This is a genomic window from Cellulomonas oligotrophica, assembly GCF_013409875.1.
Classification (GTDB): domain Bacteria; phylum Actinomycetota; class Actinomycetes; order Actinomycetales; family Cellulomonadaceae; genus Cellulomonas; species Cellulomonas oligotrophica.
Genome location: NZ_JACCBK010000001.1, coordinates 917,984 through 939,932, shown reverse-complemented (window position 1 = coordinate 939,932; position 21,949 = coordinate 917,984). Strand labels below are relative to the sequence as shown.

Sequence of the window (21,949 nt, the reverse complement as noted above, 5' to 3'; positions counted from 1 at the left end):
CGCGCCCGCCGCGAGGCGTGAGCACGCTCACGTCCTCCCTGCAGCGCCCCCTGGTGCCGGGTCGCGGGCCGCTGCCTAGCCTGGACGGATGACCACCCCGCCCGTGGCCACCGCCGTCCCCGCGAGCCCGCCCGCCGCCGCACCCGGACCCGCTGCATCCACGCCGACGCCCTCGCCCACCGACGGCGAGGTCCTCGTCGCCGCCGCCCGCGGCGTCGGCGACGTCCTGCTGCTCGTCCTCGCCGCGCTCGCCGCCGTGGCCGTCGCGTACGTCGCGGCGGCCGTCGTCGGCGCCGTCGTGCGCCGTGCCGCACGCCGCTCGACGGTCGCCGCCGAGCTGTCCCGGCGCTCGCGCCGCCCGCTGCGGGCCGTGCTCGTGGTCGTCGCCGTGTGGGTCGCCGCACGGCTGAGCACGTCCGCCGACGAGGTGTGGCGCCCGGCGCTCGAGCACGTCATGCTCATCGCCCTCATCGTCACCCTGACCTGGCTGGTCGGGTCGCTGGCGTTCGTGCTGGAGGACCTGGCGCTCGCCCGCTACCGCGTCGACGTCAAGGACAACCGCCACGCGCGCCGCATGCGCACCCAGGTGCAGGTGCTGCGTCGCCTCACCGTCGCGGTGCTCGTCCTGGTCGCGATCTCGGCCGTGCTGCTGACGTTCCCCGGCGCCCGGGCCCTGGGGGCGAGCCTCTTCGCGTCCGCCGGGCTGCTGTCGATCGTCGCCGGCCTGGCCGCCCAGAGCTCGCTGGCGAACATGTTCGCCGGCATGCAGCTGGCCTTCACCGACGCGATCCGCGTCGACGACGTGGTCGTCGTCGAGGGGGAGTGGGGGCGGATCGAGGAGATCACCCTGACGTACGTCGTGGTGCACGTGTGGGACGACCGGCGGCTCATCCTCCCGTCCACGTACTTCACGACGACGCCGTTCCAGAACTGGACCCGGCGCGCGGCCGAGCTGCTCGGCACCGTCGAGATCGACGTCGACTGGCGGGTCCCCGTCGACGCGATGCGTGCCGAGCTGGCACGCCTGCTCGCGGCCACCGACCTGTGGGACGAGCGCGTCGGCATCCTCCAGGTCACCGACGCCGTCGGCGGCGTGGTCCGCGTCCGGGCGCTGGCCAGCGCCGTCGACGCCCCGACCCTGTTCGACCTGCGCTGCCACGTGCGCGAGGGCCTGGTCGCGTGGCTCCAGCGCGAGGCGCCGGAGGGCCTGCCGCGCACCCGTCTGGAGCACGACGGCCGACCGGCCGAGGTGGTGCCCGAGCGCCCGGCGCCGCAGCCGGCCGACCGGCTCTTCACCGGGAGCGTCGACGCCGTGGCGCGGTCGCAGGCGTTCAGCGGGCCGGGGCAGGACGTCATCGACGAGCGGGAGCACGCCGCGCACCGGCAGGACGAGCCGGACGCGGCCGACGACCCGGCCGACGACCCTGCGGGCACGGCTGCCGGGGACGGCGCGGCCGCGCGGGACGTCCCGCCCGCGCAGCACGCCGACGGGCGCGGCGAGGACGACCCGATCCGCGGCCGGGGCGAGTGACGTCCCGCCCCGCCGGACGGCGCCTCAGCCCGCCGGCGGCGCCGCGGCGGTGAGCCGGGCCGCCAGCCGTCCCACCGCGTCCCGCAGCTCGTCGGGCCCCACGACGACGAACGGCGCGCCGTACATCGTGAGCACCGCCGCCAGCCCGTCCCACGACCACGCGCCGACGACGAGCCGGGTCCGGTCCGGGCCGAGCGCCTCCACCTCGGTGTCGCGCGCCGACCACCGGGCCGCGGTCGCCGCGGGCATCTCCAGGACCACCTCGCCCCGGCACGCCGCGTCGGGCCGCCGGCCGAGCCGCCCCGCGACGAAGGCGGCGACGTCCCCGCCGGGCACCGCCCGCTCGGGCACGCGACGCCCCGCGGTGCCGCGCGGCGTCATCCGGTCCACGCGGAACAGCCGCCAGTCGTGCCGGTCCAGGTCGAACCCGACGAGGTACCAGCGCCCGCCCCACCGCACCAGGTGGTGCGCCTCGGCGCGGCGCGGCGGCCGGAACGCCGCGTCGCCCGTGCCCAGCACGGGGCCGCTGCCGCCGTCGTGGTCGAACCGCAGCACGACCCGCTCGCGCACGGCGGTGCCGACGGCCAGCAGGACGTCCCCGGCCACGACCGGCGCCTCCCGGTCGCCGGCGCGCGCCACCACCGTGACGGCGAGCGCGTCCGCCGCCGCCCGCAGCCGGGCCGGCATCACCTGCCGGAGCGTCTGCAGCGCACGGGCCGCGGCCTCGTCCACCCCGGCGACGCCCGTCGCGGCGGTCTGCAGCGCGATCGTCAGAGCCACCACCTGCTCGTCGTCGAGCAGCAGCGGCGGCATGTGGGCGCCCGCCTCGAGCCGGTAGCCGCCGTCCGGACCCTTGGTCGCGTGCACCGGGTACCCGAGCTCGCGCAGCCGGTCGACGTCGCGCCGCACGGTCCGCGGGCTCACGTCCAGCCGCCGGGCGAGCACGTCGCCCGGCCAGTCGCGGTGCTGCTGCAGCAGCTGCAGCAGCGCGAGGATCCGCGCCGAGGGTCCGGTCATGCCCCCACCCTGGCACCGGTGGCGGTCAGGACCTGTCCGCCACCCGACCTCACGACCGCAGGTCGTGCGGCGTCTGCCGGGTGCAGGGGGACGGCGATGTCGGGGGCGAGGGTGAGGATGGGACGCATGGAGCTCGTGCACGTGGTGGTCGGCTCGCCGATGGGGCCGGTGGTGGTGGCGGCGCAGGACGTGGCCGACGGGGCGGTGACGCACGTGCGGCTGCCCCGGGCCGACGGGTCCGCGGCTGACGACGCCCTGGGCGGACGCGTCGAGCCGCACGCGCACCCGGCCCTCGCGCACGCGGCCCGCGAGCTCGACGAGTACTTCGCCGGGGAGCGCCGCGACTTCACGATGCCTCTGCACCCCGCCGGCACCGCGTTCCAGCGGCTGGTGTGGGACGGGCTGCGGCGCATCCCCTACGGCACCACCACCACCTACGGGGCGCTCGCGGCCGCACTCGGCCTCGACCCGCGCACCACGTCGCGCGCCGTCGGGGCCGCGAACGGCGCCAACCCCGTCGCCGTCGTGGTGCCGTGCCACCGCGTGATCGGCGCCGACGGCACGCTCACGGGCTTCGCGGCGGGCATCGGGCGCAAGCGCGCGCTGCTGGACCTCGAGGCGGCCGTGGCCTCGGGCACGACGGTGCTCTTCTGATGGCGGCAACGGGCGGGGGCGCCGCACCGGGCCCCGCCGTCACCGTGATGGTCGCCCTCCTGCGGGGCGTGAACGTCGGCGGCGCGGCCCGGGTGCCGATGGCCGAGCTGCGGGCGGTCGTGCACGCGTGCGGCTACGGCGACGTGCGCACCTACGTCAACAGCGGCAACGTCGTCCTCACCTCGCCCGACCCCGACCCGGACGCCGTCGCCGCCCGCCTGCGCGAGGCGTGCGCGCAGGCGTTCCCCGCAGCGCCCGACGTGGTCGTGCGCACCCGCGCCCAGCTCGACGCGGTCGTCGCCGCCAACCCCTTCCTCGACGGCGACGACGACCCCACCCACCACCACGTGGTCTTCCTGCCCGGCCCCGACCCCGCCGCCGCCCCGGCGCTCGACCTCGCCCCCTACGCGCCCGAGCAGCTCGCCGTCGGCGACCGCGAGCTCTACCTGCACCTGCCGCAGGGCCTGGGGCGCTCCGCGCTCGCGGTCGCGGTGACCCGCGCCACCCGGGGGCGCGGGACGGCCCGCAACTGGCGCACCGTGACGACCCTGGCGGGCCTGGCCGCCGCGACCCCGGGCTGACCCCTGCTCCACCCCGGGGCGGACATCCCGCCGCGGCACCCCACCCGCCGGCCGACGCGCCGACGCCGGCGCCCGGCCATGCTCGACGCGTGACGACACCCGCGCTCCGCGCCCCCGCCGCACCTCCGGCCGCCGCACCGCGCCGCGGCACCGCGCGCACCGTGGCGATCGCCGCCACCGCCGGGCTCCTGGCCGGTGCCGTGACGTCGTTCGCGCAGACCGTGCTGCCCGACCCGGTCGCCGGTCTCGCGAACGCCGTCACGCCGTGGCTCGTGGCCCCCTTCCTCGTCGGTGCGCTCGGATCGGCACGCCGCTGGGGCGCCGTGCTGGGTGTGCTGGCGTGCGCGCTGCAGGTCGTCGGCTACTACGCCACGGCCGCGGCCCGCGGCTTCGGCGTCAACCCTGGGACGGTCGGCTTCTGGCTGGTGTGTGCCCTGGTCGGCGGCGCCGTCGCGGGTGCCGCCGGCTGGTCGTGGTGGCGCAGCGGCGAGCCGGCCGCCGCCACCGGGTCCGGCGCCGTCCACGGCTGGGAGCGCGGGCTCGGTGCCGCGCTGCTCGTCGCCGCCTGGCTCGCCGAGGCGCTCGTCTCGTACGGCTACGTGCTCGGCTACGTCGACGACGCCGTCACCTTCGCGGTCGTCGGCCTGCTCGCCGCGGTCCTGCTCGCCCGCCGCGGCCCGCAGGCACGCGCCGTGCTGCGCTGGCTCGCCCCCGCCCTCGCCGCGGGATGCGTCGGGTTCGCCGCGCTGCACGCCCTCGGAGGCGCTGCCTGACGTCGGCCTCCGGACGCCCGCCCCGCGACGCCGGCGCGGCGCGCCTCGCCCACCGTCTCAGCGCGCACCCGCAGGCAGCCACGTCCAGCTCGCGAGGAGCGCCTCGACGAGAGCCGTCGACGCCGGCTGGTCCGCCGGCGCGTCGAACACCCCACGGTGAGCAGCCAGCCGTCGTACGACACGATCGTGTCGGTGTGCACGTGCCGGTGCGGGGAGCTCTCCACCTCGACCTGGAAGGCCGCCGCGGGGGCGCCGGTCAGGCTCGTGGCGTACGGCGCCGCGAGCTGCCGCACCCGCAGCCCGTGGCTGCCTGCCAGCACGTGGTCGAGCCCGTCCTGGGCGAGCGCGAGAAGGTCCGTCGTGCCGTCGTCCCCGGTACCCGGGCGACCGGCCCGGTCCCGCGGCACGACGCTCTCCCGGTCGATCCTGTCGGAGTACGGCAGAGGCGGTCGCCGCCGCTCCCACCGCACGAGCAGGCGGAGATGGAGGTCGTCGAACCACGACGGGCGATGGGCCATGCCGGTCGCATCGGTCGTCGCCCGTCCGGGCATGAGTCCCGGACGTCCTCATCCGTGCGCGGCCCGGTGAGCGGGTGCGGTGCTGCCCCTGCGGTGCGACGGTGGAGGGGCACGACGGGTGCTCGTCGAGAAGCGGGCGGCACCCCGCCGCGGCCGGTGGCCGCAGGCCTTCCCCCAGGACGAGGTGATGACGACGTGCGTGCACTGACGTGGCAGGGACGTGAGCAGGTGGCGGTCGAGGACGTGCCCGACCCCCGCATCGAGGAGCCGACGGACGCGGTGGTCCGCGTGACGTCGACCGCGATCTGCGGCTCCGACCTGCACCTGTACTCCGTCCTCGGGCCCTACCTGAAGCCCGGCGACGTGCTGGGCCACGAGACGATGGGCGTGGTCGAGGAGGTCGGCCCGCAGGCCGCGGGACGGCTGAGCGTGGGCGACCGGGTGGTCGTGCCGTTCGGGATCGCGTGCGGGACGTGCTTCATGTGCACCCGCGGGCTGCAGTCCCAGTGCGAGACGACGCAGGTGCGCGAGCAGGGCAAGGGCGCTGCGCTGTTCGGGTACACGTCGCTGTACGGCAGCGTCCCTGGCGGGCAGGCCCAGTACCTGCGCGTGCCGCAGGCGCAGTACGGGCCCGTCGTCGTCCCCGCGGACGGTCGCCCCGACGAGGCGTACCTGTACCTGTCGGACGTGCTGCCGACCGCGTGGCAGGCCGTCGTCAACGCCGACGTGCCGGCGGGTGGCACCGTCGTCGTGGTGGGGCTGGGGCCGATCGGGCAGATGGCCGCGCGCATCGCCCGGCACCGGGGCGCCGGGCGGGTCGTCGGGATCGACGGCGTGCCCGAGCGCCTCGCCATGGCGCGGCGGCACGGCGTCGAGACGATCGACGCCGCGGCGACCGACGACGTCGTGGCCGCGGTCCGCGACCTGACCCAGGGGCGCGGCGCCGACGGGGTCGTCGAGGCCGTCGGCATGGAGGCCCACGGGTCGCCCGTCTTCGCCGCCGGGCAGAAGGTCGCCGGGCTGCTGCCCGACGCGCTCGCGCAGAAGTTCATGGAGAAGGCCGGCGTCGACCGCATGGCCGCCATGCAGACGGCCATCGGTGCGGCCCGCCGCGGCGGGACCGTGTCGGTGGTGGGCGTCTACGGCGGTGCCGTCGACCCGTTCCCGATGATGGACGTGTTCGACCGGCAGCTGACGTTCCGCTTCGGCCAGGCCAACGTCCGGCGCTGGACCGACGAGCTGCTGCCGCTGGTCACCGACGACGCGGACCCGCTCGGCGTGCTGGACCTGCGCACGCACCGGGTGCCGCTGGAGCAGGCTCCCGCCGCGTACGACATGTTCCAGCGCAAGTCCGACGGCTGCGTCAAGGTCGTCCTCGACCCCGCGGCCTGACGGGTCCGCGTGCGGCGTCCCGGCGCGTGACGTGCCGGGACGCCGTGCAGGGAGCAGACTCGGCACCCACGAGGCGTCCCGGCCGGGACGCGAGGAGGAGGCACCGTGCGGGTCGTCGTCGTCGGAGCCAGCGGCAACGTGGGCACCGCCCTGCTGCGGCGGATCGCCGCGGACACCACGATCACGTCCGTCACGGGCGTCGCCCGGCGGGTGCCCGCGCGCACACCGCCGCCCCCGTACGACGTGGCCGACTGGGTCGCGTGCGACGTCGGGGCCGGTGACGACGACGCGCCGACCGTCGCCGCGCTGGCCCGCGCGTTCGCGGGCGCCGACGCCGTGGTCCACCTGGCGTGGGCGATCCAGCCGAGCCACGACCGCGCCACGCTGCGGTCCACGAACGTCGTCGGCACCCGCCGCGTCGCGCAGGCCGCCGTGCGCGCGGGCGTCCCGCACCTGGTCGTCGCGTCGTCCGTCGGCGCGTACTCGCCCGTCGCGGACGACGACCCCCGCGACGAGGACCTGCCCACGGGCGGGACCCGCACCAGCACCTACAGCGTCGACAAGGTCTCCGTCGAGCAGCTCCTCGACCGCGTCGAGGCCGACCACCCGTCTCTCGTCGTGACCCGGCTGCGCCCCGCCCTGGTCTTCCAGCGCGACGCGGGCCACGAGATCGCCCGGTACTTCCTCGGCCCGTTCGTGCCGACGCCCCTGCTGGCCGGCAAGGTGCCGGTGCTGCCGTGGCCCACGGGCCTGCGGCTGCAGGTCGTGCACGCCGACGACCTCGCCGAGGCGTTCCGCGAGGCCGTCGTGCGGCAGGTCCCCGGTGCGTTCAACGTCGCCGCGCCCCAGGTGCTGCACGGGCACGACGTCGCCGCCGTGGTGTCGCAGGGCCGGGTCCGTGACGTCCCAGCCCGCGCGGCACGGCTCGCGCTGTCCGCCGCCTGGCGGGCCCGCGCCGTGCCCGTCGGCCCCGGCTGGTTCGACATGGCGCTCGGCGTGCCCGTGCTGGGCACGGCCCGCGCCGAGCGAAGCCTCGGGTGGCGACCCGCCCGCACCGGCCACGAGACCCTCGCCGAGCTGGTCGACGGCATCGCCGCCGGCGCCGGGACCGCCAGCCCCCCGATGCGCCCGCGGTGGCGGCTGTGACCGGCGAGCACGCGCACGTCCTGGGCGACCCGGACGCACCCGTGACCGTCGTGGAGTTCGGCGACCTCGAGTGCCCCTACTGCGCGCAGGCGGCGCCCGTGCTGCGTCGGCTCGTCGCGGAGTCCCACGGCCGGGTCCGCCTCGTGTGGCGGCACTTCCCCCTGTTCCAGGTGCACCCGCACGCGCTCGCGGCCGCGCTCGCCGCGGAGGCCGCCGGCGCCCACGGGCTGTTCTGGCCCATGCAGGAGCTCCTGCTGACCCGGCAGGACCGCCTCGCGGAGGCGGACCTGCGCGCCTACGCCACCGAGCTCGGCCTCGACCCCGACGACGTCGTCGGCGACCGCGCCCAGCAGTGGGCCCCGCGGGTGCAGGCCGACTACGCCGAGGGGCTCGCGCACGACGTGCACGGCACCCCCGTCGTCTTCGTCGACGGGGTCCGCCAGCGCGGCCGTCTCACCCTCGACGGCCTGCGGGCCGTCGTCGACGCGGTCTGACCGGCGTGGTGCCCCGGGACCGCCGGCGCGGACGGGCGCCCGCGAGGCGGCAGGATGGGGGAGTGAGCACCCCCGCCGCCCGCGCCGCAGCCGCCCGCACCGCCGCCCCCGGACCCGCCGTGCCCCGCACCGCGCTCGTCACCGGGGCCGGCCGCGGCATCGGCCGCGAGCTCGCCCTCGCGCTCGCCCGTGCCGGGTGGGCCGTCGGCCTCGTCGGGCGCACCCGTGCCCACCTCGACGACGTGGCCGAGCAGATCCGCGAGGACGACGGGCACGCCGTGGTCGCGGCCGCCGACCTCGTCGACGCCCACGCCGTCGCGGCCGCCGTCACGCACGTCGAGACGGGCCTCGCCGGCGGCATCGGCCTGCTCGTCAACAACGCCGGCGTCATCGAGGACGAGGAGCTGCCGTTCGCCGCGGCCGACGTCGAGGACGTCTGGCGCGTCGTCGAGACGAACGTGCGCGGCCCCCTGCTCGTCACGCACGCCGTGCTGCCCGGCATGCTCGCGCGCGGGTCCGGCCGGGTGCTCAACGTGAACTCCGGCTCCGGCCACCGCGCCCAGCCCACCTACACGGGGTACACGATCAGCAAGGGCGCGCTCGCCCGGTTCACCACCCAGCTCGACCACCAGTACCGCGACGCCGGCATCCGCGTGCTGGACCTCGCCCCCGGCGTCGTCGCCACCGCCATGACCGCGGCCATGCCCGTGCACGCCGGGCGCACGGCGTGGACCGACCCGGCCGACGTCGCCGCGCTCGTGCTGGGCTTCGCCGCCGGCGACCTCGACGACCTGTCGGGCCGGTTCGTGCGCGCCGGCGTCGACACCGTCGCGTCCCTGCGCGAGCACGCCGCCGCGATCGCCGACACCGACGCCCGCACGCTCCGCCTGGCCACGTGGGGACCCGACGACCCGATCGTCTGACCGGCCGCGCACGACCCCATGGCCGGCGGTCCTCAGGCCGGCGGCCGCCAGGGCAGCGGTGGCAGCTCGGCCGGCACCTGCGGCGGGGAGCACAGCGGCAGCCGCTCACCCAGCCACCGCAGCAGCAGCGACCCCGCGACCGCGGCGACCAGCGACCCCGCCAGCACCCCGATCTTCGCCTGCTCCAGCAGCACCGGGTCGTCGAACGCCAGCTGGGCGATGAACAGCGAGATCGTGAACCCGATGCCCGCCAGCACCGCCCCGCCCAGCAGGTGCCCCCACCGCACCCGCCCCGGCAGGTCGCCCAGCCCCAGCCGCAGCGCCAGCGTCGCCGCACCCGTGATGCCGACCGCGTTGCCCACGACCAGCGCCACCGCCACACCGATCGTCAGCCGCGACGACGCCGCGTCCGCGAGCGTCGCCGGGTCCAGGCGCACGCCCGCGTTCGCGAGCCCGAACAGCGGCACCACGACGAACGCGCTCCACGGGTGCAGGGCCCGCTGCAGCCGGTCGCCCGTCGGCACGGCCGCCCGACCCGCACGCTCGGCGTCGCGCTCGCGGTCGGCGCTCGCGTCCTGCAGGAAGCGCCGCGCGTGCAGCGCGACCGCGTCGCGGCGCCGCTCGTGCGGCACCGCCGTGGGCACGAGCAGCCCGACGAGGACGCCGGCGATGGTCGCGTGCACGCCCGAGGCGAGGACCGCCGCCCAGAGCGCGAGCCCCACCAGCACGTACGGGGCCAGCTGCCACACCCCGCGGGCCCGCAGCCCGACGAGGGCGAGCACCAGGACACCGGCCACGGCGAGCGCGACGACGTCGACCTCGTCGGTGTAGAAGACCGCCATCGCCGTGATCGCGCCGATGTCGTCGACGATCGCCAGCGTCAGCAGGAACAGCCGCAGCCGGTCGGGGCAGCGCGGGCCGAACAGCGCGAGCACGCCGACGAGGAACGCGGTGTCGGTGGACATGACGACGCCCCAGCCGTGCACGGCGTCGGTGCCGGCGTTGAACGCGACGAACACCAGCACGGGCACGAGCAGGCCGCCGAGCGCACCGAGCGCCGGCACGGCCACCGCCCGCGGGTCGCGCAGCTCGCCGCGCGTCAGCTCCCGGTTGATCTCGAGGCCCACGACCGCGAAGAACACCGCCATGGCGGCGTCGTTGACCCAGTGCTGCAGGTCCAGCTCCAGGGCCCACGGGCCGACCGTCACGCCCGCGGGCGTGTGCCACAGGGTCGTGTACGCGTCCCGCCAGGGGGAGTTCGCCCAGACCAGGGCCAGGACCGTCGCGGCGAGCAGCACCACGGCGCTGCCCGCCTCGGTGGCCAGGAACGCGCGCACGGGAGGGGCGAGCGTCGCCATGCGGGCGCGCGTCGACGTCAGGCGGGCGGTGCTCACGGGCGTGCCCGTCGCGCTGCGGTCGGCGCCCTCACAGCGCGGGGGAGCCCGCCGTCGCGGGGACGTGCGCGCCGTGCCCCGCCGCCCGCAGCGCGTCCCGCAGACGCTCGGCCGCGGCGTCGAGGTCCGCGGCCGGCACGTCGGTGCGGGCGTTCGCGAACGTGAGGCTCGACTCGTCCCACGCGGGGAGCACGTGCAGGTGCAGGTGCGGCACCTCGAAGCCCGCGACGAGCAGTGCCGCGCGCGGCGCGTCCCACGCGGCCTGCTGGGCCCGGCCGACGGTCTTGGCCACGACCACCAGGTGCGCGAGCAGGTCGTCGGGCGCGTCCGTGAGCTGGTCGACCTCGGCGCGCGGCACGACCAGCGTGTGCCCGTCGGTGATCGGCGCGATGGTGGTGAACGCGACGGCCCGGTCGTCCGACCAGACGAAGCGCCCGGGGATCTCGCCGTCGATGATGCGCGTGAACAGCGTGGTCATGGGCCCACGCTACTGCCGCAGGACGCGGGCGGTCGCGGGGTGTCCGGGTGGGCCGGGGCCGACGGCCGGCGCACTGCTGAATCGTTTAGGTCGTGGACCGGGGTGGTTGCCGGACGCCGCGAACCGGTAGGAAACGGGTGTGCTCCCCTCCACGACCCCTCGCCCCACCACCGCGCGGACCGCGTCCGCCCCCTCCCGTCGCGCCCGGCCGGCCGTCGGTGCGCTCGCCGCCGTGCTCGCCCTGGCGGCGCTCACCGCCTGCTCCTCCGACACCCCGCCCGACCCCGAGGCCGTGCCCACGGGCGCGACCACCACGCTCGCGGCCGCGCCCGTCGAGCTCACGCCGACCGACCCCGACGACTGCCTCGCGGAGGGCGTCGCCGCCGCCGACGTCGGCGAGGACCTCGCCGCCACGCACGTGGCCTGGGCCGGATCGGGCACCCGCGGCGTCGTCCTGTCGCCGCAGGACGGCGGCGACGTGTGCCAGTGGGCGGACGAGCTCGTGCGGCTCGCGTCCCAGGGCTACCTCGTGGCCACCTTCACCTGGGGCGGTGCCGCCGAGGAGTCCGTCCGCGGCGCCGTCGACGTCCTGCGGGCCGCCGGCGCCCAGGACGTCGCGCTCGTCGGCGCCTCGATGGGCGGGGCGTGGTCCGCGGCCCTCGCGCAGGACCTCGACGCGGCCGCCGTCGTCGCGCTCAGCCCGCCCGCCGCGTTCGGCGACCTCGACGCGACGGCCGCGACCCACGGGTTCACCGGTCCGATCGTCGTGGTCGCCTCCGCGGGCGACGGCGACGTGCCGGCCGCGCAGAGCATGCAGGTCGCCCCGCTCGACGACCCCGACGCCTACGTCGAGCTGAGCGGGTCGGCGCACGGCGTCGCGCTGCTGGACGGCGAGCACGCCGACCAGGTCCACGACATCATCGACGAGACGCTGGCCGCCGGCTTCGGCGGCTGACCGCGGACCGGCACCGGCCGCACGCCTCGTGCGTCCGACCGGTGCCGGGCCCGGCGCGCCGGGCTCAGAGGTAGCGGACGGGGTCGAACTCCTCGAGGGGGATGATCCGCAGCCGCGGCAGCTGCACGTTGAACGCCGCGACGTCCGTCTCCAGGTCGAAGACGCTCAGGCCGCGGGCCGTCAGCTGCGCGAGCTGCTGGCTGGTGAACTCCCGGAAGGCCATGAGCCCGACCCGCCGGCCGCCGTCGACGAGCTGCTCGACCTCGGGCGCGAAGTCGCCGTCGTGGCTGGCCAGCAGCACGTCGCCGTCGCGCAGCGCGATCGCCTCGAGCGTGCGCTTGATGCCGATGTCGACGACCTTCTCGTACGACTCGCCCGACAGCGGGATCGGCACGAACCCGATCGCCGTGAGCGCCTGCACGAACGACATCGGCAGGGTGCCGTTGGACGCGTTGAGGAAGAACAGCGCCTTGACCGGCTGGCCCCACGTGCCCTGCGCGAAGCTCAGCACCCGCTCCCAGCGCGGCCGCTGCTCGGGCGTGGGCCGGCCGCCGAGGATCGACGAGCCGAGCGTGGCGTCGATGTTCTCCCCGTCGACGAGCAGGTAGGTCGTCCCGGTCCCCGGGGGCGCAACGTCGCTCATCCGGCCAGCGTAGACGCCGGGACCGGCACGGCGCCGGGCGACGGGCCTGCGACCTGCGGCGGTGGCATGATGCAGCGCGAGCCGGGGCAGCCGGCGCGGGCGGACGACGGCGGTCCGCGTGCGGGAGCGGCAGACGGGCACGGGCGGGGAGGGCGGGCGATGGTCGACGACGGCGTCGCGGACGACCGGACGGGGCAGCCGCGGGCCGACGTGCGGCTGGCCGCGGAGGCGTGGGAGTCGCTGTTCCGCGCCCAGGTCGCGCTCATGCGCCGGTTCCAGGCCGACGACGTCTGGGGCGACCTGAGCATCCAGGAGTACGACGTGCTGTTCACGCTCGCCCGTGCGCCGGAGGGCACACTGCGCCCGCGCGACCTCGGCGAGGGCAGCCTGCTCACCCAGCCGAGCCTGTCCCGGCTCGTCGACCGGCTCGAGGCGGCCGGGCTGGTGACGCGTGCGCCCGTGGCGGGGGACCGGCGCGGACGGGCCGTCCGGCTGACCGACGCGGGCCGGGCAGCGCAGCGCGAGATCGGCCGCCGGCACGTGCGCTCCATCGACCACCTCGTGGGCGGTGCGCTCGACGCCGACGAGCTGACCACGCTGCGCCGGCTGTGCGACAAGCTGCGGGCCGCCCAGCCGCACCTGGTCGACCCCGTCGCGGCGCCCGGGCGCGCCGGCACCTGACCGCCGCCACCTGCGACGGCTCCGGCGGGTCGGTGACCTGCGGCACCTCAGGACCTCGGGCCCACCCCGGCCGGACGGGTGACGGCGACGATGGTGAGCACGTCGCACCCGCGGCACCCGACAGATCGCACACCGAGGAGGGGACGGATGCGGATCCTGCTCGCCGTGGCCTCGCGCCACCAGGGGACCTGGGAGATGGGCGAGGTGATGGCCGGCGTGCTCGCCGGCCGTGGCCACGTCGTGGACCAGCGCGCGCCCGAGGACGTCCCGTCTCTCGACGGGTACGACGCCGTGCTGCTGGGCTCCGCGGTGTACGTCGCGCACTGGCTCCCGGCGGCCCGCCACCTCGCCGACGCGTTCGTCGACGAGCTGCGCGCCCGCCCGGTGTGGATCTTCTCCTCCGGCCTGGCCACCCAGCCCGCGAACTCGGCGAACTCCCCGCTCGAGATCGCCGCGCTGCGCGAGCGGATCGGCGCCCGCGGGCACCGCTCGTTCCGCGGACGGCTGGACCGTGCGGCGCTCACGTTCGCCGAGCGCGCGATCATCGCCGGCGGCCGCGCCAAGGAGGGCGACCACCGCGACATGGCCGCGGTCGCGACGTGGGCCACGCAGATCGGCGAGGAGCTGGACCTGCTCGCGGCCGCCCCCGCGAGCCCCGCCCGGGTCTGAGGTCGCGCCGCGCCGGACCTCAGACGGGGGCCGGTGCGGCCAGCCGCAGCGCGCGCAGCTCGGCCTCGACCGCCCGCATGCGCGGGCGCTGGGCCGGGTCCTGGCGGGTCATGGCGCGCAGCAGGCGTGCCCAGTCCGGGTCGACCGACGGCGGGACCTCGGGCCCGTGCAGCAGCCGCGCCACGGACGTGCTGATCGGGTCGCCGGGGAAGGCCCGGTCGCCGGTCAGGCACTCCAGGAGCACCAGGCCGAGGGAGTAGACGTCGCTGCCCGGGCCGATGTCCTGCCCGAGGGCCTGCTCGGGGGACTGGTACGACGCGGTCGCGCTGGCGCTCGCGGTGCCGCCGCCGTGGGACGCGGCGATGCCGAAGTCGGCGACCACCACCGGCACCCGCGGCGCGTCCCGGTGGCCCGAGGGTGCGGTGCGGGACGAGACGAGCACGTTCGACGGCTTGACGTCGCGGTGCACCACGCCCGCCGCGTGCGCGTGCCCGAGCCCCTGCGCGACCTGCCGGCCGATGTCGGCGGCCGTCGCGGCGTCGGTCGGGCCCTCGGCGAGCAGCTCGCGCAGCGTCCGGCCCTCCACGAGCTCCATGACGAGGAAGGCCACCGGCCCCTCGCCGTCGAGGACGTCGGCGCCGACGTCGAGCAGGGCCACCAGCGTCGGGTGCGTGAGCTCGGCGAGCACGCGCGCCTCCTGCGCGTAGCGGCGCACCTGCTCGGGGCTGGCGTCGTCGAGCCGGAAGATCTTGACCGCGACGGGGCGGTCCAGGCGGGTGTCGACGCCGCGGAACACCTGGGCGGAGCCGCCCTCGCCGAGGCGCGGGCCCAGCACGTACCGGTGCGCGAGCTCGGGGGCGGCGTGCCGGCCGCGGCCGCTCACGGGCGGTCCTTGGTCATCGTCTGCACGTCCTCGCAGGGGGCGGTCAGGGGCGTCTCGACGGTAGGGCGGGTGCGGGCCGGTCGCACGCCGGGGCGCGTCGGTGCTGGTCAGGCGTCCGGGAGGGAGATGACGCGGCGTCGGGTCAACGTCACTGCGGCGGGGTGCGTGCTCCGGTCGGCCGGCACGCGCGAGCGGTGCGATGATCGTCGGGTGTCCGTGACGCCCCCCACCACGACCACCGCCACCGCCGACGCGCTCGCCCCGTACGACGCCGTCCTGCTCGCCTCGTTCGGCGGACCGAACGGTCACGACGACGTGATGCCCTTCCTCCGCAACGTGACCGCGGGCAAGGGCATCCCCGACGAGCGCCTGGCCGTGGTCGCCGAGCACTACCACCACTTCGGCGGGGCCAGCCCGATCAACGGCCAGAACCTCGCGCTGCGGGCGGCCCTCGTCGACGAGCTGGCCCGGCGCGGGATCGACGTGCCCGTGCTGTGGGGCAACCGCAACTGGGAGCCGTACACGGCCGACGCGCTCGCGCAGGCGCACGCCGACGGGGCCCGCCGCGTGCTCGCGCTCGTCACCAGCGCGTACTCCTCCTACTCGGGCTGCCGCCAGTACCGCGAGCACTTCTGGTCCTCCCTCGAGGAGGTCGGCGCGCAGGTCGGCGCCGTCCCCGGGGAGCACCCGCTCGAGATCGACAAGGTGCGCTCCTACTTCAACCACCCCGGGTTCGTGGAGGCCGGCACCGACGCCGTCGTCGAGGCCTACGCGCAGGCGGACCCGGCCGCGGCGTGGCCCCGGCTGCTGTTCGTCACGCACTCGATCCCCGACACGATGGAGGAGGCGTCGCAGGTCGCGGGCGCCTCCTACCGCGCCCAGCACCTGGACGTGGCGCGCTCGATCGCCGCCGCGGCCACGCGCCGCCTCGGCCGGCCGCTGGAGTGGGACCTCGTGTACTGCTCCCGCTCCGGCCCGCCGCACCAGCCGTGGCTCGAGCCCGACGTCAACGACCACCTGCGGGCCCTGCACGCCGCCGGCACCACCTCCGTGGTGATGGCGCCGATCGGCTTCGTCTCGGACCACATGGAGGTGGCCTTCGACCTCGACACCGAGGCGATGGCGACCGCGGCCGAGCTCGGCGTGCACGCGGTGCGGGCCGGCACCGTCGGCACCCGCGAGCCGTTCGTGCGGGGCCTGGTCGACCTGCTGCTGGAGCGTGCGGCGACGCGTCGTGCGCTCGACGCCGGCGCCGAGCCGGTGCCCGGCGCGACCGTCGGCGACCTGCCGCCCTTCCGGTCGGTCTGCGCCCCCGGGTGCTGCCGCCAGCGCGCGGGCGTCGACTCCGGCGTGCTCGCCGCGTGCTCGGCCGACCCCGCCTCCTGACGCGCCCGCCCGCCTGCCTGCCCGTCCGACCCGGGACGCGACGCACGTCCCACCCCGACCGAAGGAGCCCGCTGTGACCACGCCCGACGCCGAGGCGCTGAACGCGACCGTCCGCTACACGATGTGGACGGTCCTCGCCCTCGCGCAGCCGCTGCCCGCCGACGACGACGCGCGTGCCGCGGCCGTCGCCGACGCGCTGGCGGCCGTGACGTCGGACCCGGGCCTGGTGGTGCGCGGCTGGTACGACGTCTCCGGGCTGCGGGCGGACGCCGACCTCATGGTGTGGTGGCACGCCGAGACGGTCGAGCAGGTCCAGGGCGCGTACCAGCGTCTGCGTGCCAGCGGGCTCGGCGCGCACCTGACGCCGGTGTGGTCCGTGGTCGGCCTGCACCGCCCGGCGGAGTTCAACCGCGGGCACGTGCCCGCGTTCCTGGCCGGGGAGCCCGCCGGCGACTACATCTGCGTCTACCCCTTCGTGCGGTCGTACGACTGGTACGTGCTGCCCGAGGCGGAGCGCCGGGAGATGCTCGTCGAGCACGGCCTCGCCGCCCGCGACTACGCCGACGTGCGTGCCAACACCGTCGCGTCGTTCGCGCTCGGCGACTACGAGTGGATCCTGGCGTTCGAGGCCCCCGAGCTGCACCGGATCGTCGACCTCATGCGCGAGCTGCGGAACACGAAGGCGCGCCTGCACGTGCGCGAGGAGCTGCCGTTCTACACCGGCCCCCGCACGACCCTCGAGGCGTGGGCGGAGACCTTGCCGCGGGCCTGACGCCCTGCAGCGCCGCCGCGCCGCCCTGCAGCGCCGCCCTGCAGCGCCGCCGCGCCCAGGGGATGATCGGTGCATGCCCGACGACGTGCACCCCCGCCCTCCCGCCGAGGACCCCACGGCCCGGCCGTACGACGAGCGACCGGCCGGGGGCGGCCCGTCACCCGCCGGGACGTGGGTCGTCGCCGAGGTCGCCGGGGCGGTCCCTCCCGCGCACGGACCGCACGGGCACCCGTGGCTCACGTTCGACGGCGACGGGGTGCTCTACGGCCACGCCGGCGTGAACCGGGTGCGCAGCACCTGGTCGCTCGACGGCGGCCGGCTCACGGTCGGCCCGGTCGTCCAGACGATGATGGCCGGACCGGACGACGTCACGCGCACCGAGGTCGCCCTCGTCGCGGCGCTCACCGCGGGCGGCACCCTCGAGCCGGCCGACGACGGGCTCGCGCTGCGCACCGCGGACGGGACGACGCTCCTGCTGCGGCCCGCCCCGCCCGGCACCGGGGCGTCCGGGGGAGCGGGGCACGCGCTGCGCTGACGGCGCGGGCGTGCCGTCAGGGGTAGAGGCCGCGGATCAGGTGCGCCTCGGCGACGCGTCGCACGCCGATCGTCAGGGCCGCCTCGCGCAGGGTCACCTGCTCGGCCCGCGCCAGCTCGCTGACCGCGCGGTACGACGCGAGCATCCGCTGCTCCAGGCGCTCGGCGATCTCCTGCGCCGTCCACCAGTACGCCTGGTTGGCCTGCACCCACTCGAAGTAGCTGACGACCACGCCACCGGCGTTCGCGAGGATGTCCGGCACCACGACCACGCCCCGGTCGGCGAGCACCTGGTCGCCCTCGCTCGTCGTCGGGCCGTTCGCCCCCTCGACCACCCACCGCGCCTTGACGCGGGCCGCGCTGTCCGCGTCGAGGACGCCCTCCACCGCCGCGGGCACCAGCACGTCGACGTCGAGGGCGAGCAGCCCGGCGTTGTCGATCGCGTCCGCGTCGCCGAACCCCACGACCGAGCCCGTGCGGCTCACGTGCTCCAGCAGCGCGGGGACGTCGAGGCCGTCGGCGCGGTGGACGCCGCCGCGCTCGTCGCTGACCGCGACGACGCGGGTGCCGGCCTCGTGCAGCAGCCGGGTGGCGTGCGAGCCGACCTTGCCGAAGCCCTGCACGGCTGCCGTGACCTCGGACAGCTCGACGCCGGCGTCGGCGAGCGTGGCCCGGGCGGCGTGCACGACACCCTGCGACGTCGCGGTCGGGCGGCCCAGCGACCCGCCCACGGCCAGGGGCTTGCCGGTCGTCACCGCGGGGATCGTGAAGCCCCGGTTGACGGAGTAGGTGTCCATGACCCAGGCCATCGTGCGCTCGTCGGTGCCGATGTCGGGGGCCATGATGTCCTTCTCGGGCCCGATCATCGACGAGATCTCGCTGGTGTACCGGCGGGTGACGCGCTCGAGCTCGGCCGACGAGTACGCGTGCGGGTCGATGGTCACACCGCCCTTGGCGCCGCCGTACGGCACGTCGACGACCGCGCACTTCCACGTCATCCACATGGCGAGCGCACGGACCTCGTCGATGTCGACGCCCGGTGCGTACCGCAGGCCGCCCTTGCCGGGCCCGCGGCTGATGTTGTGCTGCACGCGGTAGCCGGTGAAGACCTCGACGCCGCCGCCGTCGCGTCGCAGCGGCACCGCGACGCGCATCTCGCGCCGCGGGGTCGCGAGGACCTCGTGCAGCCCGGCGTCGTAGCCGAGGATCTCGACGGCCCGGGAGAGCTGGGCCTGGGCGGTGAGCAGCGGGGCGTCGGGGTCCACGTCGGGCATGGCGTCCACCCTGGCACGCGTTCGGCGCGCGCGCGTCCCGATCGGCGCCCGTCGGACGTCCCGGTCCCGACGGGCGGACGGTCCGGTGCCGTCACCCGGCGCTGCAGACGTGCTGGTCAGGCGGAGGAGCGCACCACGAGCTCGGGGGCGAAGATCTGCGGGGCGCTCGGCGGGGCGCCGTTGAGCTGGTCGAGCAGGCGCGCACCGGCGGCGCGGGCCATGGCGACGACCGGCTGGATGACGGTCGTCAGCGGGGGCGTCGTGGACGCGGAGACGCCCAGGTTGTCGTAGCCGACGACCGCGATGTCGCCGGGGACGTCCTTGCCGAGCTCGGTGAGCGCGCGCAGCGCCCCGGCGGCCATGAGGTCGGACGCGACGAAGATGCCGTCGGTCTCGGGGTGCGCGGCGAGCAGCGCGCGGGTCGCGTCCGCCCCGGAGGAGATCGTGAAGTCGCCCTGCACGACCGCGGAGTCGTCGAGGCCCGCGTCGCTCATCGCGCGGCGCCACCCCAGCAGGCGGTCGATGCCGGCGGACATGTCCTGGGGCCCGGCGACCGTCGCGATGTGCCGGCAGCCGCGGTCCACGAGGTGCTGGGTGGCGAGGCGACCGCCCTCGGCGTTGTCGGTGTCGACGTACTGGACGTCGTCGTCGGGTGCGGACAGCGGCCGGCCCACGAACACGTTGGGGACCCGGGACGTGAGCAGCGCCTGGTCGAGCGCGTCGTCCCGGTGGTGCGAGACGACGATCGCGCCGTCGACGTGCCCGTTGCGCAGGTACCGGATGGTGCGGTCGCTCTCGCCGGGCCGGGCGATCACGAGCACCACCTGGATGTCGGAGTCCGCGAACGCCGTGCTCAGCCCGTTGAGGGTGCCGGCGAAGAAGGGGTCCGAGAGCACGCGCTCGTCGGGCTCGGGCACCACCAGGGCGATCGAGTCCGTGCGACGGGTCACGAGGGACCGCGCGGCGCGGTTGGGGGTGTAGCCGAGGTCCGCGACGGCGGCCGCGACGGACGCGAGCGCCTCGGGCGAGACGCGCAGCCCGCCGTTGATCGCGCGCGAGGCCGTCGACCGGGACACGCCCGCCCGCTCGGCGACCTCCTCGAGCGTGGGCGCTGCGGGACGGACGCGCTCGGCGCGTACCGGGATGCTGTCGACCACCGTTGGTCTTCCCTCCTCGCTGCCCGGGGCAGCACGACGTGCGGCGGTGTTCGGCCGGGACCTCGTCGGCGAGGGTACCCGCACACCGTGGGGCTCACGGGGCCGGGCGTCCGTGGTGGACGCCCGGCCCCGTGGTCGCACTAGCCCTTGACGGCGCCGGCCATGATGCCGGCGACCAGCTGACGCCCTGCGACCGCGAACAGCACGAGCAGCGGGATGGTCGAGAGCACCACGCCCGCCATGATCAGCGACATGTCCTTGAAGTAGGACGCCTGCAGCAGCTGCAGCGCCACCGGGAGCGTCGGGTTGGTCGACCCGAGCACGATGAACGGCCAGAAGAAGTTCGTCCAGGACGCGACGAACGTGAACAGGCCGAGCATGACCGCCGCGGGGCGTGCGGCGGGCAGCGCCACCGACCAGAACGTGCGGATCATCGACGCACCGTCCACGCGGGCGGCCTCGATGAGCTCGTACGGCAGGGCCGACTCGAGGTACTGCGTCATCCAGAACACGCCGAACGCCGTGACCAGGCCGGGCACGATGACGGCCTGGAGCTGGCCGATCCACCCGAGCTGCGACATGACGATGAACAGCGGGATGATGCCGAGCTGCGTCGGCACGGCCGTGGTGGCGATGACGAACAGCAGCAGGCCCTTGCGCCCGCGGAACCGGAGCTTGGAGAACGAGAACCCGGCGAGCGTGGAGAACAGCACCGTCGAGGCCGCGGTCACGGTCGCGACGATCACCGAGTTCGTCAGGGCCTTCCAGAACCCGATGTCGGACTCCAGCACCCGCTCGACGTTGGCGAGGAAGTTGCCCTCGGGCAGCAGGCCCGGGATGGGGTTCTGCGCGATGGTCTGCGCGTCGGAGCTGGCGAGCAGGAACGCGTAGTAGATCGGCAGCACGAAGACCGCGAGCGCGAGCGTGAGCAGCAGGTAGGTGACCCAGCCCGGTCGACGCTCGGACCCGTGGCCGCTGCCCCGCCGGCGGGCGGCGGCCCGTGCGGCACCGGCGCCGGCGGTCTGCCGGACGTAGGGGAGGGACGGCGCGCTCATCGTGCGACCTTCTTCCGTGCCTTGGCGGTGGCGGAGCTGTCGGACGCGATCCGCTGGGTGAGCCAGAAGTTCAGGACGCCGATGGCGACGATGATGATGAAGAGCACCCAGGCCACCGCGGCGGCCCGTCCGAAGCTCTTCTGGCTGCCGAACGCGAGCTCGTAGACGTACATCGTCACGGTCATCCACTGCCGCCCGGGACCGCCCTGGCCGAGCTGGTCGAACATGCGCGGCTCGTCGAAGATCTGCAGCCCGCCGATGGTCGAGGTGATGACCACGAAGATGATCGTCGGGCGCAGCTGCGGGATCGTGATGGAGAAGAACTGCCGCACGCGGCCGGCGCCGTCGATGACGGCGGCCTCGTACAGGTCGCGCGGCACGGCCTGCATCGCGGCCAGCAGGATCAGCGTGTTGTAGCCGGTCCAGCGGAAGTTGACCATCGTGGCGATGGCGATGTGGCTGGGCAGCGGCTGCGCGTGCCAGCCGATCGGGTCGATGCCGACGAGGGCGAGGACGGCGTTGGCCACGCCCGACTGGTCGGCGAACACCTTGCCGAAGATGAGGGCGACGGCGACCGGTGCGACGACGTACGGCACCAGGACGCCCATGCGCCAGAAGGTCTTCGCGCGCAGGTTCGCGTCGAGGATCGCCGCGAGGACGACCGCGACCATGAGCTGCGGGATGGTCGACAGCGCGAAGATGCTGAAGGTGTTGCGCAGGCCCTTCCAGAAGTTCGGCTCGTTGAACACGAACGCGAAGTTCTCGAACCCGACGAAGTCACCCTGGCCCCCCAGCAGGTGCCAGTCGAAGACCGAGACGTACGCGGTGTAGAGCAGCGGGAACAGACCCGTCAGCCCGAACAGCAGGAAGAACGGGGAGATGTACAGGTACGGCGAGACCTTCACGTCCCAGCGGGACAGGGTCTGGCTGAACCCGACGCGCCGCGGGGCCCGCGAGGGGTCCTGCGCCGGGCGGCGCATGCGCGGCGGTCTGGTCGACGTGGCCATGGCGGGGGTCCTCCGGAAGGGGTGGGGTGCTG

23 protein-coding genes are annotated in these 21,949 nt (G+C 76.0%); 14 read left to right on the top strand and 9 right to left on the bottom strand.

Annotated elements, in window-relative coordinates; translation table 11 throughout:
• Positions 1 to 88 precede the first annotated feature (88 nt).
• Positions 89 to 1,531, top strand: coding sequence for a mechanosensitive ion channel family protein (locus BKA21_RS04180; RefSeq protein ID WP_140458501.1), 1,443 nt, complete (start codon positions 89 to 91; stop codon positions 1,529 to 1,531).
• Between the two features lie 24 nt (positions 1,532 to 1,555).
• On the opposite strand, the gene BKA21_RS04175 is transcribed toward BKA21_RS04180, so the two are convergent.
• The gene (locus BKA21_RS04175; protein WP_140458502.1) at positions 1,556 to 2,548 is read right to left on the bottom strand and encodes a helix-turn-helix transcriptional regulator; all 993 of its coding nucleotides are present in this window, start codon (positions 2,546 to 2,548) and stop codon (positions 1,556 to 1,558) included.
• Positions 2,549 to 2,674: 126 nt separating this feature from the next.
• Here BKA21_RS04175 and BKA21_RS04170 point away from each other — a divergent pair, with 126 nt between their 5' ends.
• From BKA21_RS04170 to BKA21_RS04140, 7 genes are all read left to right on the top strand, one after another.
• Positions 2,675 to 3,202: a methylated-DNA--[protein]-cysteine S-methyltransferase gene (locus BKA21_RS04170; RefSeq protein WP_140458503.1), complete on the top strand. Its 528-nt coding sequence runs from the start codon at positions 2,675 to 2,677 to the stop codon at positions 3,200 to 3,202.
• Positions 3,202 to 3,783 carry a DUF1697 domain-containing protein gene (locus tag BKA21_RS04165; RefSeq protein ID WP_140458504.1) on the top strand — a complete coding sequence of 194 codons (582 nt, stop codon included), beginning with the start codon at positions 3,202 to 3,204 and terminating at the stop codon, positions 3,781 to 3,783. The genes BKA21_RS04170 and BKA21_RS04165 overlap by 1 nt, the downstream gene beginning before the upstream one ends.
• Positions 3,784 to 3,872: 89 nt before the next feature.
• The gene (locus BKA21_RS04160) at positions 3,873 to 4,556 is read left to right on the top strand and encodes a DUF6518 family protein (protein ID WP_140458505.1); all 684 of its coding nucleotides are present in this window, start codon (positions 3,873 to 3,875) and stop codon (positions 4,554 to 4,556) included.
• Between the two features lie 713 nt (positions 4,557 to 5,269).
• Positions 5,270 to 6,466, top strand: coding sequence for an alcohol dehydrogenase catalytic domain-containing protein (locus BKA21_RS04155; protein ID WP_140458506.1), 1,197 nt, complete (start codon positions 5,270 to 5,272; stop codon positions 6,464 to 6,466).
• 105 nt (positions 6,467 to 6,571) lie between these two features.
• The gene (locus BKA21_RS04150; RefSeq protein ID WP_140458507.1) at positions 6,572 to 7,612 is read left to right on the top strand and encodes an NAD-dependent epimerase/dehydratase family protein; all 1,041 of its coding nucleotides are present in this window, start codon (positions 6,572 to 6,574) and stop codon (positions 7,610 to 7,612) included.
• On the top strand, positions 7,609 to 8,106 hold the full coding sequence (locus tag BKA21_RS04145) for a DsbA family protein (RefSeq protein WP_239072919.1): 498 nt from the start codon (positions 7,609 to 7,611) through the stop codon (positions 8,104 to 8,106). Before BKA21_RS04150 ends, BKA21_RS04145 begins: the two co-directional genes overlap by 4 nt.
• 62 nt (positions 8,107 to 8,168) lie before the next feature.
• Positions 8,169 to 9,029: an SDR family NAD(P)-dependent oxidoreductase gene (locus BKA21_RS04140; RefSeq protein ID WP_140458509.1), complete on the top strand. Its 861-nt coding sequence runs from the start codon at positions 8,169 to 8,171 to the stop codon at positions 9,027 to 9,029.
• Between the two features lie 32 nt (positions 9,030 to 9,061).
• Here the strand turns inward: BKA21_RS04140 and nhaA are convergent, their stop codons facing one another.
• Together nhaA and BKA21_RS04130 are read right to left on the bottom strand one after the other, a co-directional pair.
• Complete coding sequence (nhaA, locus tag BKA21_RS04135; RefSeq protein WP_140459144.1) at positions 9,062 to 10,387, bottom strand: Na+/H+ antiporter NhaA; 1,326 nt, start codon at positions 10,385 to 10,387, stop codon at positions 9,062 to 9,064.
• A gap of 67 nt (positions 10,388 to 10,454) precedes the next feature.
• Positions 10,455 to 10,901 (bottom strand): HIT family protein, encoded by a 447-nt coding sequence (locus tag BKA21_RS04130; protein WP_140458510.1) that lies wholly within the window; start codon positions 10,899 to 10,901, stop codon positions 10,455 to 10,457.
• A gap of 139 nt (positions 10,902 to 11,040) precedes the next feature.
• On the opposite strand from BKA21_RS04130, the gene BKA21_RS04125 reads away from it, so the two are divergent.
• Positions 11,041 to 11,856: an alpha/beta hydrolase family protein gene (locus BKA21_RS04125; RefSeq protein WP_140458511.1), complete on the top strand. Its 816-nt coding sequence runs from the start codon at positions 11,041 to 11,043 to the stop codon at positions 11,854 to 11,856.
• Positions 11,857 to 11,920: 64 nt separating this feature from the next.
• On the opposite strand, the gene BKA21_RS04120 is transcribed toward BKA21_RS04125, so the two are convergent.
• Positions 11,921 to 12,499 (bottom strand): NYN domain-containing protein, encoded by a 579-nt coding sequence (locus tag BKA21_RS04120; RefSeq protein WP_140458512.1) that lies wholly within the window; start codon positions 12,497 to 12,499, stop codon positions 11,921 to 11,923.
• A 159-nt stretch (positions 12,500 to 12,658) separates the two neighbouring features.
• On the opposite strand from BKA21_RS04120, the gene BKA21_RS04115 reads away from it, so the two are divergent.
• Entirely contained in the window at positions 12,659 to 13,180 is a 522-nt protein-coding gene (locus BKA21_RS04115; RefSeq protein ID WP_140459145.1) for a MarR family winged helix-turn-helix transcriptional regulator, read from the top strand.
• 147 nt (positions 13,181 to 13,327) lie between these two features.
• Entirely contained in the window at positions 13,328 to 13,849 is a 522-nt protein-coding gene (locus BKA21_RS04110) for a flavodoxin domain-containing protein (RefSeq protein ID WP_140458513.1), read from the top strand.
• 19 nt (positions 13,850 to 13,868) lie between these two features.
• On the opposite strand, the gene BKA21_RS04105 is transcribed toward BKA21_RS04110, so the two are convergent.
• The gene (locus tag BKA21_RS04105) at positions 13,869 to 14,732 is read right to left on the bottom strand and encodes a serine/threonine-protein kinase (protein WP_140458514.1); all 864 of its coding nucleotides are present in this window, start codon (positions 14,730 to 14,732) and stop codon (positions 13,869 to 13,871) included.
• A gap of 210 nt (positions 14,733 to 14,942) precedes the next feature.
• Here BKA21_RS04105 and BKA21_RS04100 point away from each other — a divergent pair, with 210 nt between their 5' ends.
• From BKA21_RS04100 to BKA21_RS04090, 3 genes are all read left to right on the top strand, one after another.
• Positions 14,943 to 16,118, top strand: a complete 1,176-nt coding sequence (locus BKA21_RS04100) for a ferrochelatase (protein WP_239072921.1) — start codon at positions 14,943 to 14,945, stop codon at positions 16,116 to 16,118.
• Positions 16,119 to 16,239: 121 nt separating this feature from the next.
• The gene (gene hemQ, locus BKA21_RS04095; RefSeq protein ID WP_140459146.1) at positions 16,240 to 16,890 is read left to right on the top strand and encodes a hydrogen peroxide-dependent heme synthase; all 651 of its coding nucleotides are present in this window, start codon (positions 16,240 to 16,242) and stop codon (positions 16,888 to 16,890) included.
• A gap of 73 nt (positions 16,891 to 16,963) precedes the next feature.
• Complete coding sequence (locus tag BKA21_RS04090; RefSeq protein ID WP_140458516.1) at positions 16,964 to 17,425, top strand: META domain-containing protein; 462 nt, start codon at positions 16,964 to 16,966, stop codon at positions 17,423 to 17,425.
• Between the two features lie 16 nt (positions 17,426 to 17,441).
• On the opposite strand, the gene BKA21_RS04085 is transcribed toward BKA21_RS04090, so the two are convergent.
• The 4 genes from BKA21_RS04085 to BKA21_RS04070 all read right to left on the bottom strand — a co-directional run bounded on the left by BKA21_RS04085 (position 17,442) and on the right by BKA21_RS04070 (position 21,917).
• The gene (locus BKA21_RS04085; protein WP_140458517.1) at positions 17,442 to 18,698 is read right to left on the bottom strand and encodes a Glu/Leu/Phe/Val family dehydrogenase; all 1,257 of its coding nucleotides are present in this window, start codon (positions 18,696 to 18,698) and stop codon (positions 17,442 to 17,444) included.
• 116 nt (positions 18,699 to 18,814) lie between these two features.
• Positions 18,815 to 19,855 (bottom strand): LacI family DNA-binding transcriptional regulator, encoded by a 1,041-nt coding sequence (locus tag BKA21_RS04080; RefSeq protein ID WP_140458518.1) that lies wholly within the window; start codon positions 19,853 to 19,855, stop codon positions 18,815 to 18,817.
• 140 nt (positions 19,856 to 19,995) lie between these two features.
• On the bottom strand, positions 19,996 to 20,910 hold the full coding sequence (locus BKA21_RS04075; RefSeq protein ID WP_140458519.1) for a carbohydrate ABC transporter permease: 915 nt from the start codon (positions 20,908 to 20,910) through the stop codon (positions 19,996 to 19,998).
• The gene (locus tag BKA21_RS04070; RefSeq protein WP_140458520.1) at positions 20,907 to 21,917 is read right to left on the bottom strand and encodes a carbohydrate ABC transporter permease; all 1,011 of its coding nucleotides are present in this window, start codon (positions 21,915 to 21,917) and stop codon (positions 20,907 to 20,909) included. Before BKA21_RS04070 ends, BKA21_RS04075 begins: the two co-directional genes overlap by 4 nt.
• Between the last annotated feature and the right edge of the window lie 32 nt (positions 21,918 to 21,949).

Bases quoted from the DNA above. Each gene is read 5' to 3' on its own strand.
- BKA21_RS04180 (WP_140458501.1), top strand. From the start codon at position 89: ATGACCACCCCGCCCGTGGCCACCGCCGTCCCCGCGAGCCCGCCCGCC.
- BKA21_RS04175 (WP_140458502.1), bottom strand. From the start codon at position 2,548: ATGACCGGACCCTCGGCGCGGATCCTCGCGCTGCTGCAGCTGCTGCAG.
- BKA21_RS04170 (WP_140458503.1), top strand. From the start codon at position 2,675: ATGGAGCTCGTGCACGTGGTGGTCGGCTCGCCGATGGGGCCGGTGGTG.
- BKA21_RS04165 (WP_140458504.1), top strand. From the start codon at position 3,202: ATGGCGGCAACGGGCGGGGGCGCCGCACCGGGCCCCGCCGTCACCGTG.
- nhaA (WP_140459144.1), bottom strand. From the start codon at position 10,387: ATGGCGACGCTCGCCCCTCCCGTGCGCGCGTTCCTGGCCACCGAGGCG.
- BKA21_RS04130 (WP_140458510.1), bottom strand. From the start codon at position 10,901: ATGACCACGCTGTTCACGCGCATCATCGACGGCGAGATCCCCGGGCGC.
- BKA21_RS04120 (WP_140458512.1), bottom strand. From the start codon at position 12,499: ATGAGCGACGTTGCGCCCCCGGGGACCGGGACGACCTACCTGCTCGTC.
- BKA21_RS04115 (WP_140459145.1), top strand. From the start codon at position 12,659: ATGGTCGACGACGGCGTCGCGGACGACCGGACGGGGCAGCCGCGGGCC.
- BKA21_RS04110 (WP_140458513.1), top strand. From the start codon at position 13,328: ATGCGGATCCTGCTCGCCGTGGCCTCGCGCCACCAGGGGACCTGGGAG.
- hemQ (WP_140459146.1), top strand. From the start codon at position 16,240: ATGTGGACGGTCCTCGCCCTCGCGCAGCCGCTGCCCGCCGACGACGAC.
- BKA21_RS04090 (WP_140458516.1), top strand. From the start codon at position 16,964: ATGCCCGACGACGTGCACCCCCGCCCTCCCGCCGAGGACCCCACGGCC.
- BKA21_RS04085 (WP_140458517.1), bottom strand. From the start codon at position 18,698: ATGCCCGACGTGGACCCCGACGCCCCGCTGCTCACCGCCCAGGCCCAG.
- BKA21_RS04075 (WP_140458519.1), bottom strand. From the start codon at position 20,910: ATGAGCGCGCCGTCCCTCCCCTACGTCCGGCAGACCGCCGGCGCCGGT.
- BKA21_RS04070 (WP_140458520.1), bottom strand. From the start codon at position 21,917: ATGGCCACGTCGACCAGACCGCCGCGCATGCGCCGCCCGGCGCAGGAC.